16 protein-coding genes are annotated in these 13958 nt (G+C 67.6%); 6 read left to right on the forward strand and 10 right to left on the reverse strand.

What is annotated here, in order from left to right; translation table 11 throughout:
• Positions 1–17 precede the first annotated feature (17 nt).
• Genes C6A86_RS13755 through C6A86_RS13770 form a run of 4 tightly spaced genes read right to left on the reverse strand, consistent with a single transcriptional unit; the run spans position 18 to position 2686 of the window.
• The gene (locus C6A86_RS13755) at positions 18–521 is read right to left on the reverse strand and encodes a DinB family protein (RefSeq protein WP_105366360.1); all 504 of its coding nucleotides are present in this window, start codon (positions 519–521) and stop codon (positions 18–20) included.
• Complete coding sequence (locus tag C6A86_RS13760; RefSeq protein WP_105366359.1) at positions 518–1021, reverse strand: hypothetical protein; 504 nt, start codon at positions 1019–1021, stop codon at positions 518–520. The genes C6A86_RS13755 and C6A86_RS13760 overlap by 4 nt, the downstream gene beginning before the upstream one ends.
• Before the next feature lie 4 nt (positions 1022–1025).
• Complete coding sequence (locus C6A86_RS13765) at positions 1026–1817, reverse strand: thioesterase family protein (RefSeq protein ID WP_105366358.1); 792 nt, start codon at positions 1815–1817, stop codon at positions 1026–1028.
• Complete coding sequence (locus C6A86_RS13770; RefSeq protein WP_105366357.1) at positions 1814–2686, reverse strand: RecB family exonuclease; 873 nt, start codon at positions 2684–2686, stop codon at positions 1814–1816. The genes C6A86_RS13765 and C6A86_RS13770 overlap by 4 nt, the downstream gene beginning before the upstream one ends.
• 69 nt (positions 2687–2755) lie before the next feature.
• Between C6A86_RS13770 and C6A86_RS13775 the strand changes: the two genes are divergently transcribed.
• A complete protein-coding gene (locus C6A86_RS13775; protein ID WP_105366356.1) occupies positions 2756–3628 on the forward strand; it encodes a tRNA (adenine-N1)-methyltransferase in 873 nt (290 codons plus the stop codon).
• Positions 3629–3634: 6 nt separating this feature from the next.
• Here the strand turns inward: C6A86_RS13775 and C6A86_RS13780 are convergent, their stop codons facing one another.
• Both C6A86_RS13780 and C6A86_RS13785 read right to left on the reverse strand, forming a co-directional pair.
• A complete protein-coding gene (locus C6A86_RS13780; protein ID WP_105366355.1) occupies positions 3635–4189 on the reverse strand; it encodes a hypothetical protein in 555 nt (184 codons plus the stop codon).
• A gap of 11 nt (positions 4190–4200) precedes the next feature.
• Positions 4201–4695, reverse strand: a complete 495-nt coding sequence (locus C6A86_RS13785) for a hypothetical protein (RefSeq protein WP_105366354.1) — start codon at positions 4693–4695, stop codon at positions 4201–4203.
• A gap of 145 nt (positions 4696–4840) precedes the next feature.
• Here C6A86_RS13785 and arc point away from each other — a divergent pair, with 145 nt between their 5' ends.
• Positions 4841–6676: a proteasome ATPase gene (gene arc / locus C6A86_RS13790; RefSeq protein WP_105366353.1), complete on the forward strand. Its 1836-nt coding sequence runs from the start codon at positions 4841–4843 to the stop codon at positions 6674–6676.
• A 27-nt stretch (positions 6677–6703) separates the two neighbouring features.
• Positions 6704–7318, forward strand: coding sequence for a hypothetical protein (locus tag C6A86_RS13795; RefSeq protein WP_105366352.1), 615 nt, complete (start codon positions 6704–6706; stop codon positions 7316–7318).
• Here the strand turns inward: C6A86_RS13795 and C6A86_RS13800 are convergent.
• Positions 7300–8205, reverse strand: coding sequence for a LysR family transcriptional regulator (locus tag C6A86_RS13800; RefSeq protein WP_105366351.1), 906 nt, complete (start codon positions 8203–8205; stop codon positions 7300–7302). The genes C6A86_RS13795 and C6A86_RS13800 overlap by 19 nt on opposite strands.
• A gap of 73 nt (positions 8206–8278) precedes the next feature.
• On the opposite strand from C6A86_RS13800, the gene C6A86_RS13805 reads away from it, so the two are divergent.
• Complete coding sequence (locus C6A86_RS13805) at positions 8279–9214, forward strand: DMT family transporter (protein WP_105366350.1); 936 nt, start codon at positions 8279–8281, stop codon at positions 9212–9214.
• Here C6A86_RS13805 and C6A86_RS13810 read toward each other — a convergent pair whose 3' ends face one another.
• Together C6A86_RS13810 and C6A86_RS13815 are read right to left on the reverse strand one after the other, a co-directional pair.
• Positions 9215–9505, reverse strand: a complete 291-nt coding sequence (locus C6A86_RS13810) for a DUF732 domain-containing protein (protein WP_168144918.1) — start codon at positions 9503–9505, stop codon at positions 9215–9217. It lies immediately after the preceding gene.
• 121 nt (positions 9506–9626) lie between these two features.
• Positions 9627–10787, reverse strand: a complete 1161-nt coding sequence (locus tag C6A86_RS13815; protein WP_199196446.1) for a hypothetical protein — start codon at positions 10785–10787, stop codon at positions 9627–9629.
• Between the two features lie 74 nt (positions 10788–10861).
• Here C6A86_RS13815 and C6A86_RS13820 point away from each other — a divergent pair, with 74 nt between their 5' ends.
• Complete coding sequence (locus tag C6A86_RS13820; RefSeq protein ID WP_105366348.1) at positions 10862–12238, forward strand: HAMP domain-containing sensor histidine kinase; 1377 nt, start codon at positions 10862–10864, stop codon at positions 12236–12238.
• Here C6A86_RS13820 and C6A86_RS13825 read toward each other — a convergent pair.
• Positions 12214–12888 carry a response regulator transcription factor gene (locus C6A86_RS13825; RefSeq protein WP_105366347.1) on the reverse strand — a complete coding sequence of 225 codons (675 nt, stop codon included), beginning with the start codon at positions 12886–12888 and terminating at the stop codon, positions 12214–12216. The two genes, C6A86_RS13820 and C6A86_RS13825, sit on opposite strands and share 25 nt — an antisense overlap.
• Positions 12889–13350: 462 nt before the next feature.
• Here C6A86_RS13825 and ectA point away from each other — a divergent pair, with 462 nt between their 5' ends.
• Positions 13351–13908: a diaminobutyrate acetyltransferase gene (gene ectA, locus C6A86_RS13830; protein WP_105366346.1), complete on the forward strand. Its 558-nt coding sequence runs from the start codon at positions 13351–13353 to the stop codon at positions 13906–13908.
• Positions 13909–13958: the final 50 nt, after the last annotated feature.

Consider the following 13958-nt stretch of genomic DNA (forward strand, 5'->3'; position numbering starts at 1 on the left):
GATGCAACGGCATATAGCTAGCCGGTGGCGCGGATCATCCGCAGCAGACCGATCTCGGATCCATTCTTGGCGAGTTCGACGTTCAGCCACAGCACGGTGTCGGCGACGGTCCGCCTCGCGTCGGGACCCCAGGGGTACGCGCAGGGCGCGTCGAGGTCGGCCGGGCTCAGCGTCATCAGGACCTCCCGCCACCGGTCGTGCAGCGCCCTGATCGCGGGCACCGCGGCGGCGGGGCCGGGCCAGGTGATCTCGGTGGGCGGTCGCGCCGGCTGTCCGGCCAATGCATCCAGCGCCGCCGACCACCAGAAGATGATGTGCCAGCTGATCCACCCGATGGAGGGCACCGGGATGGGTTCCGGTTCCGTCTCGGCCCAGTCTGGATACCAGCGCCCGCACCCGTCCCGATGCATCGTCCACACCGGATTCGTCGGTTCCCAGAGGAAGTCGTCGTCGGACAGCGCCGACAGATGCAGGTCGGTCAGCGCCCACGCGAGATCGAACTGGCGCAAGAATGCGGTCAAGCGGCAGGCTCCGGAGCAGCCGCCTCGTGCATGCCGTCCAGGGTGCCCGCCTCCAGCTGCGCGGCAAGACCGTCGCGCAGGGTGGCCGCCGCCGCATAGTCCGGTGCATGCTCGGTGCGGAAATGTGCATACTGACGCTCGATCTGGACCGGCCAGCGGGCCAGCCCGGTCACCCGTGCCAGCAGCACGAACGGCAGCGCCAGCAGTTGCAGCGCCAGATTGATGAGCCAGACCGCCACCATGAACACCGCCGCCAGGGCGATGAGTATCGCCTTGCCCCCGTAGATGATCACCCACAGCACGACACCGACCGTCAACTGCAGGAACCGTAGGGCGGCGCCGGGTGGTTCCTCGGCCGTCGTCGCGTCCTCGGCCGCGGGTGCCTTGTCCGATGGGCTGTGCCACATCTCGCGAAATGACACCGGTCCGCGCCACGGTAGCCACCGCCGGCGCACCGTCCAGGTCACACCGTCACTGCCGACCACCGTACGTCCGGCCACCGCTCTACCTCCGCTGCACGAGGAGCGTCTGCGCCGACGTTCCGATGAATCCGTCGCGATCGAAGATATCCGCGGTCGTCACCCCGATGCCGTCCGGGCCGATCGAGCCGCGGGCGCGCAACGCGAAGTCATTGCCGCTGGGCGCGCGGTGCAGATGGACCGCGGTGTCGGTGTTCATGAACACGAACGCGTCGGGATCGAGCGCGGCGCCCACGCCATTGGCGGAATCGACCACCATCGCGAGCCGCTGCAGATCGGTCGTGGGTTCCGAGGCGACCAGCGGCACCAGCGGACTCATCCACACCACGGCAGGCTGGTCCGGGTCGGTCCGCTGCTTGCGCCAGCTGACGGTCTCCAGGTAGCCGGGCGCGCCCATCCAACCGTGCGGATTGTCCATCGCCGCGCCCTCCACCAGCGGGCGATGACGGTCGCTCACGGCGTCGGCGGTGTCACTGGTGGCCAGCAACCAGGCACTCACCCGAGCCAGCACGCGATCCGTGCCCGCAACGGTCCGCATCTCGGCAACCGCCATGGTGATCCGGGCGCCGGGTCGTTCCACCCAGGCGTGCACCTTCACCGGGGCGACCGGGATGGCTCCCAGGATGTCGAGCACCAGCCGCCCCACCCGCAGTTCGGGACGGTCGGGATAGAGCTCCTCGATCGAACGGGTCAACAGCGCCAGCGGCGGTGACCCGTGCTGGATCGCGGAATCCCAGTTGCTCGCCGTGCCCGGCGTCGACTCGAACACCTGGAATCCCTCGGACTCGGCCAGCCGCCGGTAGTGACAGTCGCTCACTCGACCGCCGTCGCTGCGTCGCTCCTGCTCTCCGGCGCGGGCTCCTGCGGCCAACCCGGGTACACCGGCGGCGTGCCACCGAACTCCGGGCAGAGCTGCTGGTGCGCGCACCAACCACACAGCTTCGACCGTTTGGACCGGAAATCGCCTGTGCTACCCGCGGATTGGATCGCCCGCCAGATTGCGGTCAGGGTCCGCTCGAAGCGCACCAGCTCGTCCAGATCGGGGGAGTAGTCCAGCACCTGACCGTCGGCCAGGTAGAGCAGGCGGAGCTTGGCCGGCAGCACACCGCGCGACCGCCACAGCGCGACGGCATAGAACTTCATCTGGAACAGCGCCTTGGCCTCGGCCAGCGCCCACAGCTCCGAAGGCGACTTACCGGTCTTGTAATCGACCACCCGCATCTCACCGGTCGGGGCGATATCGATCCGGTCGACGAAACCGCGCAGCAGCGTGCCATCCTCCAACTCCACCTCGACGCGCTGCTCGCAGCTGTGCGGGTCGAAACGGGTCGGATCCTCCAGGCGGTAATACCCCGACAGCAGCTTGCGTGCGTCGCGCAGCAGCTCGGCGCGCAGATCGGAATCCACCGCGAGTCCTGTTTTGCTGCCCTCGGCGACCACCCGGTCCAGGGCAGGATCGACCAACGTCAGCGCGGTGTCATGGAGGCGCTCGGCGGCGGGCAACGCATAGAGCTCTTCGAGGGCGGCGTGCACGACCGATCCCCGCAGCTGTGCCGGGGAAACCGGCTCGGGCAGCCGGTCGATCGCCCGGAAGCGGTACAGCAACGGGCACTGCTTGAAATCACTGGCCCGTGACGGCGACAGCGCCGGGCGCCAACCGGTCCGGGCAGCTGCTGGCGCGCTCATAGGAGCAGCCTAGGCGTGCAGACCGACAACAATTCGTAGCCCCGGCGGCGCGTCTGGCAGGCTGACCCCGTGCAAATCACTGGTCCGTTCGTCATCGGCGATCGCGTGCAACTCACCGATCCCAAGGGGCGGCACTACACGATGGTGCTCAGCCCGGGTGGCGAGTTCCACACCCACCGCGGTGCCATCGGCCACGACACCGTGATCGGCCAGCCCGAGGGCAGCGTCGTGAAGTCCACCAACGGCGACCCGTTCCTGGTGCTGAGGCCCCTGCTGATCGACTACGTCCTGTCCATGCCGCGTGGCGCGCAGGTCATCTACCCCAAGGACGCCGCGCAGATCGTGCACGAGGGCGACATCTTCCCGGGTGCGCGGGTGCTGGAGGCCGGTGCCGGCTCGGGCGCCCTGACCTGTTCCCTGCTGCGCGCCGTCGGACCGACCGGTCAGGTCATCTCCTATGAGGTACGCGACGACCACGCCGTGCACGCGATCCGCAATGTCGAGACCTTCTTCGGTGAGCGCCCGGCCAACTGGGATCTGCGGATCGCTGATCTCAACGACTACCCGGCCGGGGGGCGTGCGGGGTCGACGGGGGAGACCGCTCCGGAGGAGACAGAGGTCGACCGCGTGGTGCTGGACATGCTGGCCCCATGGGATGTCCTGGACACGGTGTCTGCGGCGCTGGTGGCCGGCGGGGTGCTGATGATCTACGTCGCCACCGTCACCCAGCTGTCGCGCACCGTGGAGGCGCTGCGCGAGCAGCAGTGCTGGACCGAGCCCAGGTCGTGGGAGACCATGCAGCGCGGCTGGAATGTCGTCGGGCTGGCGGTCCGGCCGCAGCACAACATGCGCGGGCACACCGCGTTTCTGATCAGCGCCCGCAAATTGGCGCCGGGCACGGTGACCCCGACCCCGCTGCGCCGCAAACGCCCGCAGGTCTAGAGCCGGCTATCGCGGCGGATCAGCCGGGGGAGGCGCCGCCGACGAGGCGCTGGGCACCGGCCCGAGCTCGAGCAGCTGATCCGCGGTCACCCGCGTCAATTGCCAGGCACCCTCGTCGAGGGTGAACTGCATGGGGAAGGTGAACGGCCGCGCTTCCGGGCCCGGGTTGGCCGAGCCGACCGTGACGGTGGCGACCACATCGCCGTAGTCGGCCGGCGACCAGGTGAGGTCGGCCGCCTGGAATGTCAGCGGCGCCAGCCCACCGTCGACGGTGGCCTGGGCGAAACGGTCGAGCGCTGCGCCGTCCTCCGCAGTGGCGTACTGCACCAGAGCGACCTTCTGCTCACCGGGGACCAACGGGTCCGCCAGCTTGGCCAGGACATCGGTGAGGGCCTGGGGCGCCGGCAGGGGCGCCTGCGGCGCGGCTTGGGCGCCCGCGACGGCGGGCGCGGACACCGAGGCTTGCGGGGCGGGTGGAATCGGCTCGGCGCCGCAGCCCGAGAGCCCGAGCGCCACCACCAACGCGGTGGCGCTCGGGACCGCTACGGACGTGCGGCGCATCGGCGCGTGAGTCAGCCGGCCGCCGAGAGCAGCGCCAGAGCGGACTGCCTGGACACCTGCCAGCCGGTGGGGCTCGGGCCGGCCGTGAAGGTGACGGGTTGCGTGGCGGTGCCACCGGTGGCCGCGGTGGCCGTGACGTTGGCCGTCGCGACGGGGCCGTTGACGTCGATGTCGAGCACGTTGAAGGTCAGCGGGAACTTGCCTTCCCGCGCGGCGTTGCTGTACGCGCGGTCGGCGGCGATGGACTCGATGCGGCCGATACCGCCCTGGATGTAGGCGGCCTTTCCGGAGAACGAGCCGGGTCCGGCGAGCACGGTCAGGGTCTGCGTCAACGGTGCCTGCAACTCGGGCGCCGGTGCCTGCGGCATCGGTGTGTCCCACACCACGGCGGTGATCGCCGGGGCACTGCCGGCGGCGACCGACGACACGCCCGTCGCCGCAGCGGTTACCAGGCCGGCTGCCGCGGCGCTGGTGACGAAGCCGATTGCGAGGGTTTTGAGGATCACAGTGGTCCTTTCAATGGGGCAAGCTAAGCAAGGAGGTTAACAGCGTTGCTGGTGTGTCGAATTCCTAGACCGCACACAAAGGCTGAATCGCCGGTAGCGTTGAAGTTGTTACTGCACCAACATTCGGTGCGGGAGGGAGCGCAGCATGAGTGAGTCCGAGCGTTCTGAGAATTTCGGAACACCCCACGAATCCAGCATGTCCGCAGAGGACGCCGCCGAACTGGAGAGGCTGCGCCGGGAAGCGGCCGCCCTGCGTGAACAACTCGAGGGGACGGTGGGCGCCGGCAGCGGATTGCGCACGGCCCGCGACGTCCAGCAGCTCGAGGCGCGCATCGACTCGCTGGCGGCCCGCAACGCCAAGCTGATGGACACCCTCAAGGAAGCCCGCCAGCAACTCCTGGCCTTGCGCGAAGAGGTGGATCGGCTCGGGCAGCCGCCCAGCGGCTACGGCGTACTGCTGGCGGTCCACGAGGACGAGACCGTCGACGTCTTCACCTCCGGCCGCAAGATGCGCCTCACGCTGTCGCCCAACATCGAGACCAGCGGACTCAAGCAGGGCCAGACGGTGCGCCTGAACGAGGCACTCACGGTCGTGGAGGCCGGCGCCTTCGAGGCGGTCGGCGAGATCAGCACGCTGCGCGAGATCCTGGACGACGGACATCGCGCGCTGGTCGTCGGCCATGCCGACGAGGAACGCATCGTGTGGCTGGCCGAACCGCTGGTCGGCGTGGAGTACCTGCCCGAAGGGGTGGAGATCCCGCTCGATATCGACGGTGAGCCGCCGCGCAAGCTGCGCCCCGGCGACTCGCTGCTGGTCGACACCAAGGCCGGCTACGCCTTCGAGCGAATCCCGAAGGCCGAGGTCGAGGATCTGGTCCTCGAAGAGGTGCCCGATGTCAGCTACGGCGATATCGGTGGCCTCACCCGCCAGATCGAGCAGATCCGCGATGCGGTCGAACTGCCGTTCCTGCACAAGGACCTCTACCGCGAATACTCGCTGCGGCCGCCCAAGGGCGTGCTGCTCTACGGTCCGCCCGGATGCGGTAAGACGCTGATCGCCAAGGCCGTCGCCAATTCACTGGCCAAGAAGATGGCCGAGTTGCGCGGTGAGGACTCCCGGGAAGCCAAGAGCTACTTCCTCAACATCAAGGGTCCCGAGCTGCTCAACAAGTTCGTCGGTGAGACGGAGCGCCATATCCGGCTGATCTTCCAGCGGGCCCGCGAAAAGGCCTCCGAGGGCACCCCGGTGATCGTGTTCTTCGACGAGATGGACTCGATCTTCCGTACCCGCGGCACGGGGGTGAGCTCGGACGTGGAGACCACTGTCGTCCCGCAGCTGCTCTCGGAGATCGACGGTGTCGAGGGCCTGGAGAACGTCATCGTCATCGGCGCCTCCAATCGCGAGGACATGATCGACCCGGCCATCCTGCGGCCCGGCCGCCTGGACGTGAAGATCAAGATCGAGCGACCGGACGCCGAAGCCGCGCAGGACATCTTCTCCAAGTACCTGACGGAGAACCTGCCGGTGAACACCGACGACCTGGACGAGTTCGCCGGCGACCGCGGGCTGACCATCAAGACGATGATCGAGAAGGTCGTCGACCGGATGTACGCCGAGATCGACGACAACCGGTTCCTTGAGGTCACCTACGCCAACGGTGACAAGGAAGTCATGTACTTCAAGGACTTCAACTCCGGGGCGATGATCCAGAACGTGGTGGACCGGGCCAAGAAGTACGCGATCAAGTCGGTGCTGGAGACCGGTTCGAAGGGTCTGCGCATCCAGCACCTGCTGGATTCGATCGTCGACGAGTTCGCCGAGAACGAGGACCTGCCGAACACGACGAACCCCGATGACTGGGCCCGCATCTCGGGTAAGAAGGGCGAGCGGATCGTCTACATCCGCACGCTCGTCACCGGCAAGACCTCGTCGGCCAGTCGCGCCATCGACACCGAGTCCAATCTGGGGCAGTACCTCTAGGCGCCGACCCGGCATTACGATCCTGCGATGGCGAAGTCCGGCGAGAATGTGTTCGGCAAGCGGTACGGAGAGGTGCTGCTGATCCGCGCGATGGGCGCGGACCTAGAGGCGACGGTCTACAACACGTTTCCGCTCAACGACTGCCCCGCCGAACTGTGGGATCGGTTGGACGCTGTGGCGATCGCTGCCGAACACGGTGCGGTCGCCGCGATTCTCAACGGTCCGCGGTACTGGCTGATGAGCGGGATCGTCAAGGCGGCCGAACAGCTCACCACACGGGCCACGTTCGGCGGCCTGGAGATGACCCGGCAGGCCACGGTGCGGCTCGCGTCGCTGAATCCCGGCCCGTACCAACAGAACAGGGTCGACCGGAAGGCGGTGTTCGTCTTTGCCGCGGGCCGGCCGATCTACGAATTGGTCGACCCGGATGGTCGGCGGTGGATCATGCAGACCTACAGCCAGACGGTCGATGCGGCGCTGAGCCCGGCCGACCTGCCCGGTCTGGCCGCGCGTTTGACCCCGCCGCCCGGCTGGCGTTACGAGACGCGGATCCCGGAGTCCGATATCGTCATCGACACGGTCGGCCAGGACGCCTGCGTGACCCAGGACGACCTGGCCAACACCTACTCGCTGTCCTGCTGAGCAACCGCGGCGGCGATCGCCCGCAGTTCCTCGAGCACCAGCGCGATCGCCGGCCGGGCCTCGGCCCCGGTTCGCGTCACCGCCTCGATACGCCGGGCGAGCTTGATATCGCCGATCGGGCGGCGCACCAGGTCGCGCGCGAGCACGACGTAGCGGGGCAGCAGCGCTATCCCGATACCGGCCTGCACCAGCTCCTCGAGGACCCGGAAGTCATTGACCCGTTGGGTGATTCGGGGCGCCACCCCGGCGATGGTGGCGATCGACTTGAATACGTCATCGACCATGAGCCCACCCTCGACGCCGATCCAGTCCTGATCGGCGAGCTCGGAGAGTTCTAGGCGCGCCCTGCCCGCCAGCGGGTGTGCCGGCGGCAGCAGCACGTCCAGTGGCTCGCGCAGCAGGACAGTCGAGGTGAATCGCGGCCCCCAGGCCTCGGTGTCACGCTCATCGCGATGGACGACCACCACATCGACATCGGCGAGTTGCTGGGGAGCCCGCGCTGCCGGCACGTCGACATCGCGGCCGATCACCTGGACTCCCTGCCGGTCGGCATGCACGATCAAGGGCGCCAACAACATCGCAGCACCGGACGGGAAGAAGGACACCGTCACCTGACCGCGGGCGGTGGTCCGGTAGCTGTCCATATCGGCCTGCGCACGGTCCAGCGCGGCGAGCACCCGCTCGGCATGCCCGACCAGAACCTGCCCGGCGTCGGTCAGCCGTACCCGCCGGCCCGCCGGCTCCAGCAGTGCGACACCTGCCTCCCGCTGCAAGGTCTTGAGCTGTTGGGAGACCGCCGACGGAGTCATCGCGAGTACGTCGGCCACCGCGGCGACGGTGCCGTGGTCGGCAAGCTCGCGCAACATGCGCAACCGGAGGGCATCCATGTAGGGATACTACTCATCAGAAGTAGAAAAAGTAGCTGGACTGAATGGTCAGTGCCGCGGCACGCTTGCTCCCGTGACTCGCTCCCGTGTTGACCTTGCACTGCTGGCGGTGGCGCTGGTGTGGGGATCGAGCTACCTTGCCGCCAAGGAAGTCGTCGACGCGGACGGCGTTCCGGCCTTCCTGGCCTTGCGATTCGGGTTGGCCACCGCAGCACTCGGGCTGGTGCTGGGGCGCCGGATCGCGCGCGTCGGTCGCGACGAGCTGATCGCCGGATCGCTGTTCGGCGCGATACTCACCGCCGTCTGCGTATGTGAAACATACGGTGTGACAGGCACATCGGCGTCCAATGCGGGGCTCATCATGGCGTTGACGGTGGTCATCACCCCGCTGCTGGGTGGCCGGGGCGCCGTCGCACCGCTGTTCTACGCACCGGCGGCGATCGTGGTACTCGGCTGCATTGCGCTGACCCAGTCGGGTGGGTTCGCGCTTCCCGGCGCGGGGGACGTCCTGATCGTGGCCGCGGCGGTGCTGCGGGCCGTGCACGTCACCGTGCTGTCACGGACCTCGGCAACGCGCCGACTGGATCCGGCGGCGGTGACGCTGGTGCAGTTGGCCACCGTGACGGTGCTGACGGCGATGCCCGCGGGCGTGCTCGGACAGTTCTCCGCGGTGCCCCAGATGTCCGGCCGCGACTGGGCTCTGACCGGCTATCTCGCGCTGGCGTGCACGGTCTTCGCCTTCGGCATCCAGACGTGGGCGGTGCGGTCCAGTACGCCGGCGCGCATGAGCCTGCTGCTGGGTACCGAACCGCTGTGGGCGGCGGCCATCGGAGTGGGGCTGGCCGGGGATCCGGTCACCGCGCTCGGGGTACTCGGCGCCGTCCTGGTCGTGGCGGGTACGAACTGGGGCAGAGTCGTTGACAGCGCAATGATTTCGCCGCCGGCTCCGGACGCGCGGGAACGTCCCCGCGGCGGCACGACGACGGGGCCGTTCCCGGGCAGGTGCTGATCAGCAGAGGTGCAGGATCGCAGCCTTGTACAGGAACGTCGCGTCGGCGGCGTCGACGTTCTCGTTGGTGTTCTCGTAGATCGCGTCGAGCGTGACCTGTTGGGGCACACCGTTGGCGAGATCTTCGCAGACCGAATAACCGAGATTCAGGGCGACCTCCTGGGAGGTGTCCCCGTATCCGTAATCGGTCAGCTCGGTGAAATAGCCGGTTTCGTCGGCGCTGGCCGGAGCCGCGACGGCAAGTCCCGCGGCGAACGTCGCCGCGAGAACCGGCAGCAACATCTTCCTCATGGTGGTCATCCCTTCATCCCGTGTTGCGCAGGTGGATGCCAGTCGCCGGACATTGGCCGGTGATGCGCAGCGTAGGAAGTGTAAAGCCACTTCACAGCGTGTGCACGGTGATCGAACAGACTCAGACCTTGGCTTCCATCTCCAGGTAGGCGTCGCGTCCGGCGAGGCTGACCGCGACATCGGCGATCAGCGGATCGAAGAAGCGCTGCCGGTACAACGGGTCGACGCTGGTGCTGACGGTGAAGTAGAGCCCGGACAGCACGGCGACGAACAACGAGGTGTGCACCACCGTCTGGGGTATGGGGATGTGCACGCCGAACCAGGTTCCCGCACAGGGGGGTTGGCCGACCTGGCAGGTTTCTTCGCCGGCCCACAACACGGTGACGTCATAGGGGATGGCGATGATGCCCAGCGCCAGGAAGAAAGCGAACAGCCCGGCGGTGAACAGCACCACCTGGATGGCCTGGGACACCACCATCACGGCGACCACATTGATCTGCTCGGCGCGCGAGAGCGGTGTGCGAGTGCCGGCCGGTTCGGTGAAGGGCGTATCGACGAGCAGCCGGCCGGCATCGGTCTGTTCGGCACGGTCGTCCCGCAGGGCCTGTACCTCGTCCCGGATGGTGGTCACCATGAACACCAGCGCCACCAGGGCCAGGAAACCGACTGTCTCCCAGAGTCGCTGACGCGTCATACGAGCAGAAAGCTGCCAGAGCTCGCCGGTGAAATACACCACCACCGTCAGCATCAGCAGGGGCAGCGCCCTGCTCATCAGGGTGCCGAGTGCTCCCAACTGGACCCAGGCGAACCGGAAGGCCCAGGCCGCGATCGACCCGAAACCCAGGTAGGTCAGCCAGATCGCAAGCAGTGAGATCAGCACGAACAGCGGCGCCTCGGCGGCCGCCGCGCCCGACCAGCCGCTCACCGTCACCGGCATCACCACCACGAAGATCGCCATCACGCCCCAGGCGCCCCAACGCCGGGCAGCCTCGCCCAGCACGGTGGATCGCCGGTGCAGCGCGACGAGCACGAACGGGGCGGCCAGCAGCACGGCCGCGATGATCCCTAGCCGCAACGCATACGCGTAATTCGGGCCATCACCGGTGACCTCGGCCAACAGCATCGTCAATGCAGTCAGGGCGCCGACCGAACTGATCATCGGTGCCGAGCGCTCGATCAGCCCGCGGGAGCGCACCCGGCGGGTCAGTACCAGCGGCAGACCGCGGTGCAGGAACCACTCGTGCACCTGCTCGTCGTTCCTGGTCGGGCTGCTGTCGGACACCGCAACATTGTGCGCGTTCGGCGGGCAAATGGTGTGCCACACGCCCAATCGGCCGCATGAGGCACAGTGGACAGATGCGACGTGGACTGGCCCGGCCCGGCGACTGGGGAATCTCGGCCCGGTCCGCGTTCGTCGCGGCCAGCGTCGTCTTCGTCGCACTCGGGGTCACCGGGATGGTGCTTGCGGGCGTGCTGTACCGCTCGATGCTCAGTGAGGTCGACAACGCTGCGGCGGCGCGGGTCGCCCGGGCCGCCGCGGTGATCGCCGCCGGGGGCCCTGCGGCGATGAGTGACGAATTACTCGCCACCGACACGCGGGTGCTGGCCGTGCAGGTCATCGACGCCGAGGGGACGGTACTGCAGCGCTCCCCGGGAGCGCCGGCCACGCCGTTGATTCCGGTCGGAGATATCGGCGCGGGCCTGCGGATCGGTATGCCCGAGCATGATTCACCGTTCGGCGAGATCCGTTTCAGTGCGCAGACCGTCATCGGCCCCGATGCGGCGCGCTACACCGTCGTCGTCGGCGAGGGCAGCCCGCTGGTGCTCTCGACGGTGGGAACCGTGGTCACCGCCCTGGCGATCGCCGCACCCGTGGTGATCGCGGTATCGGCGGCCGCGACCTACCTGCTGGTGCGCCGCTCGATGCGATCGGTGGACGACATCCGCTCCCGGGTCGCCGATATCACCACCTCGGATCTGGCGGAGCGGGTGCCGGTTCCGGACAGCCGCGACGAGATCGCCGCGCTCGCGGTGACGATGAACGAGATGCTGGCCCGCATCGAGGCGGGCCATGCCGCGCAACAGCGGTTCGTCGGCGACGCTTCGCACGAGTTGCGTAGCCCGCTGGCCACCATCATCTCGGCCCTCGAAGTCGCGCAGGCACATCCGGATCTGCTCAACACCGAACTGGCCCAACACACCCTGATGCCCGAGGCGCAGCGGATGCGCTCGTTGATCGATGATCTATTGCTGCTCGCACGCGCCGACGAGCGTGGCTGGAACATCCGTCGTGACGACGTGGATCTCGACGACCTCGCCAACGGCGAGATCGAACGCGTGCGGCGGGCCAGTGACCTGGAGTTGACCGCGAGCATCGAACCGGTACGGGTCACCGGCGACCCGGCGGCGCTGGCCAGGGTGCTACGCAATCTGCTCGACAATGCCGCCCGGCACGCGTGCTCGGTGGTCGAGGTCGATGTCCGGCGCAGCGACGGGCATGCGGTGTTGATCATCGGCGATGACGGACCGGGAATACCTGCGGGGGACCGGCTTAGGGTGTTCGACCGGTTCGTTCGGTTGGACGAGGGACGGTCTCGGGGTGCAGGTGGCACCGGCCTCGGTCTGGCGATCGTTTCCGAGATCGTCGCCGCCCATCACGGGCAGGTGCGCATCGAGGATCGTCCCGGCGGCGGTACGCGGGCGGTGGTTCAGTTGTCGGCGGCCAGCCGGTAACCGACACCCCGGATGGTCTCGATGGTGTTGGTGCCGAACGGGATGTCGATCTTGCGGCGAACGTAACCGACATACACCTCGACGACGTTGTCCGGGCCGTCATAGTGCGCGTCCCAGACGTTGTGCAGGATATCCGCCTTGGTGACGGCGACGTTCTTGTTGCGCATCAGGTACTCCAGCACGCCGTACTCGCGCGGGGTCAGCGACAGCGCCTTGTCGCCGCGTTGCACGAGGCGCCGACCCGGATCCACCGTCAGGGTGCCCGCGGTCAGCATCGGCGGCTTGTGCGGTGCCGCCCGGCGTACCAGGGCGCGGAGCCGGGCCACCAGCACGATGAAGGAGAACGGCTTCGTCAGGTAATCGTCGGCGCCGAGATCGAACGCGTCGGTCTGGTCGTATTCACCGTCCTTGGCTGTCAACATCAGCACCGGCGTCCACACCGAACGGGCCCGCATCCGGCGCAGCACCTCATAGCCGTTGAGCCCGGGCAGCATGATGTCGAGCACCACAACATCGAAATCGTTCTCGGTGGCCTGCCAGAGTCCGTCGATGCCGTTGGCGGCCTCCACGACGGCGAACCCTTCGGCGCGCAGGCCGATTGCCAGAGTGGAACTCAACCGGGGTTCGTCCTCGACGATCAGAACTTTCATAACGTCTCTATGTCTACCGGCTCACCGCAGAGGTCGGCACGCCACACTGCGCGTGGGACCCACATGCCAGGGAGTCAACGATGAGCATGAAGGCAAAAAGCGCTGGTGCGTGGCGCGCCGACGGTCTGTTGGGCCTGCGTATCCAGTGACGCTAGCCCTCGGGGTGACCGGTTGGTGCCACATTCGCCGAAACCGTCGGCGCCATGCGACAGGCCACCCGACTCCGGCATTCACGTGATCCACGTCACTGCGCAGGTAACGATTTGATAACGTTGCTGTCGGCGGCAATGGTGCCGCGGGTCCGGTGTTCGTGCTGGTGAGCGCGCGGCGAGCGGAGTTGCCCCATGGCACCCGCCAGCTGTCGCGGCTTGATCGGATTCTTCGGCTGTGTCTACCGTCGAAACACCGAAGATTTGAAACCAATTGTGATCGATGACTGCTCGGTGGTGACTTTTACTCACGATGAACGATGTCCAAACGGCTCCGAAAAGCGTTGCCGGAAAATATAATTGGGCCGCGTCTTTGCGGCCCCCACGAGGATCTGATGCCCTCGCGATACGCGAACTGGTGGCCGAAACCGGTGTGCTGGACCTCAATTCGACCTACGCCTACCTGCTGCTGAGTACCGATTTCGCTCGTACATCCATCGTCGCGGACGTCGATGGGCAACTCCAGGGCTTCATCACCGGATATCAACCGCCACCCCGGCCGGGCGTGCTGTTCGTCTGGCAGGTCGCCGTCGCTCCGACCGTCCGGCGCGGCGGCTTGGCCGCCGCCATGCTGGATGCGCTGGTGGACCGGGTGCGCTCCGCTGGTGCCGGCGGACCGGTCACCGTCGAGGCGACCGTGTCACCGGGCAACGCACATTCGCGGGCGTTCTTCGGCGCCTTTGCGCGCCGTCACGGCGTGCCGCTGAGCGAGCATACCCATTTCACCGCCGATCAGCTCGACCCCGACGGTGCCCATGAGGACGAACCGCTGCTGAGGATCGGGCCCATCGGCGCTCCGCAGGCCGACTGAAGCGTCCGGACAACCCGTGTTCGCCTCACCGCTCTATTGCTGAAACCTAT

It is taken from the genome of Mycobacterium sp. ITM-2016-00316 (assembly GCF_002968335.2).
Taxonomy (GTDB): Bacteria; Actinomycetota; Actinomycetes; order Mycobacteriales; family Mycobacteriaceae; genus Mycobacterium.

Bases quoted from the DNA above. Each gene is read 5' to 3' on its own strand.
- C6A86_RS13770 (WP_105366357.1), bottom strand. From the start codon at position 2,686: ATGAGCGCGCCAGCAGCTGCCCGGACCGGTTGGCGCCCGGCGCTGTCG.
- C6A86_RS13780 (WP_105366355.1), bottom strand. From the start codon at position 4,189: ATGCGCCGCACGTCCGTAGCGGTCCCGAGCGCCACCGCGTTGGTGGTG.
- arc (WP_105366353.1), top strand. From the start codon at position 4,841: ATGAGTGAGTCCGAGCGTTCTGAGAATTTCGGAACACCCCACGAATCC.
- C6A86_RS13795 (WP_105366352.1), top strand. From the start codon at position 6,704: ATGGCGAAGTCCGGCGAGAATGTGTTCGGCAAGCGGTACGGAGAGGTG.
- C6A86_RS13800 (WP_105366351.1), bottom strand. From the start codon at position 8,205: ATGGATGCCCTCCGGTTGCGCATGTTGCGCGAGCTTGCCGACCACGGC.
- C6A86_RS13810 (WP_168144918.1), bottom strand. From the start codon at position 9,505: ATGAGGAAGATGTTGCTGCCGGTTCTCGCGGCGACGTTCGCCGCGGGA.
- C6A86_RS13820 (WP_105366348.1), top strand. From the start codon at position 10,862: ATGCGACGTGGACTGGCCCGGCCCGGCGACTGGGGAATCTCGGCCCGG.
- C6A86_RS13825 (WP_105366347.1), bottom strand. From the start codon at position 12,888: ATGAAAGTTCTGATCGTCGAGGACGAACCCCGGTTGAGTTCCACTCTG.
- ectA (WP_105366346.1), top strand. From the start codon at position 13,351: ATGAACGATGTCCAAACGGCTCCGAAAAGCGTTGCCGGAAAATATAAT.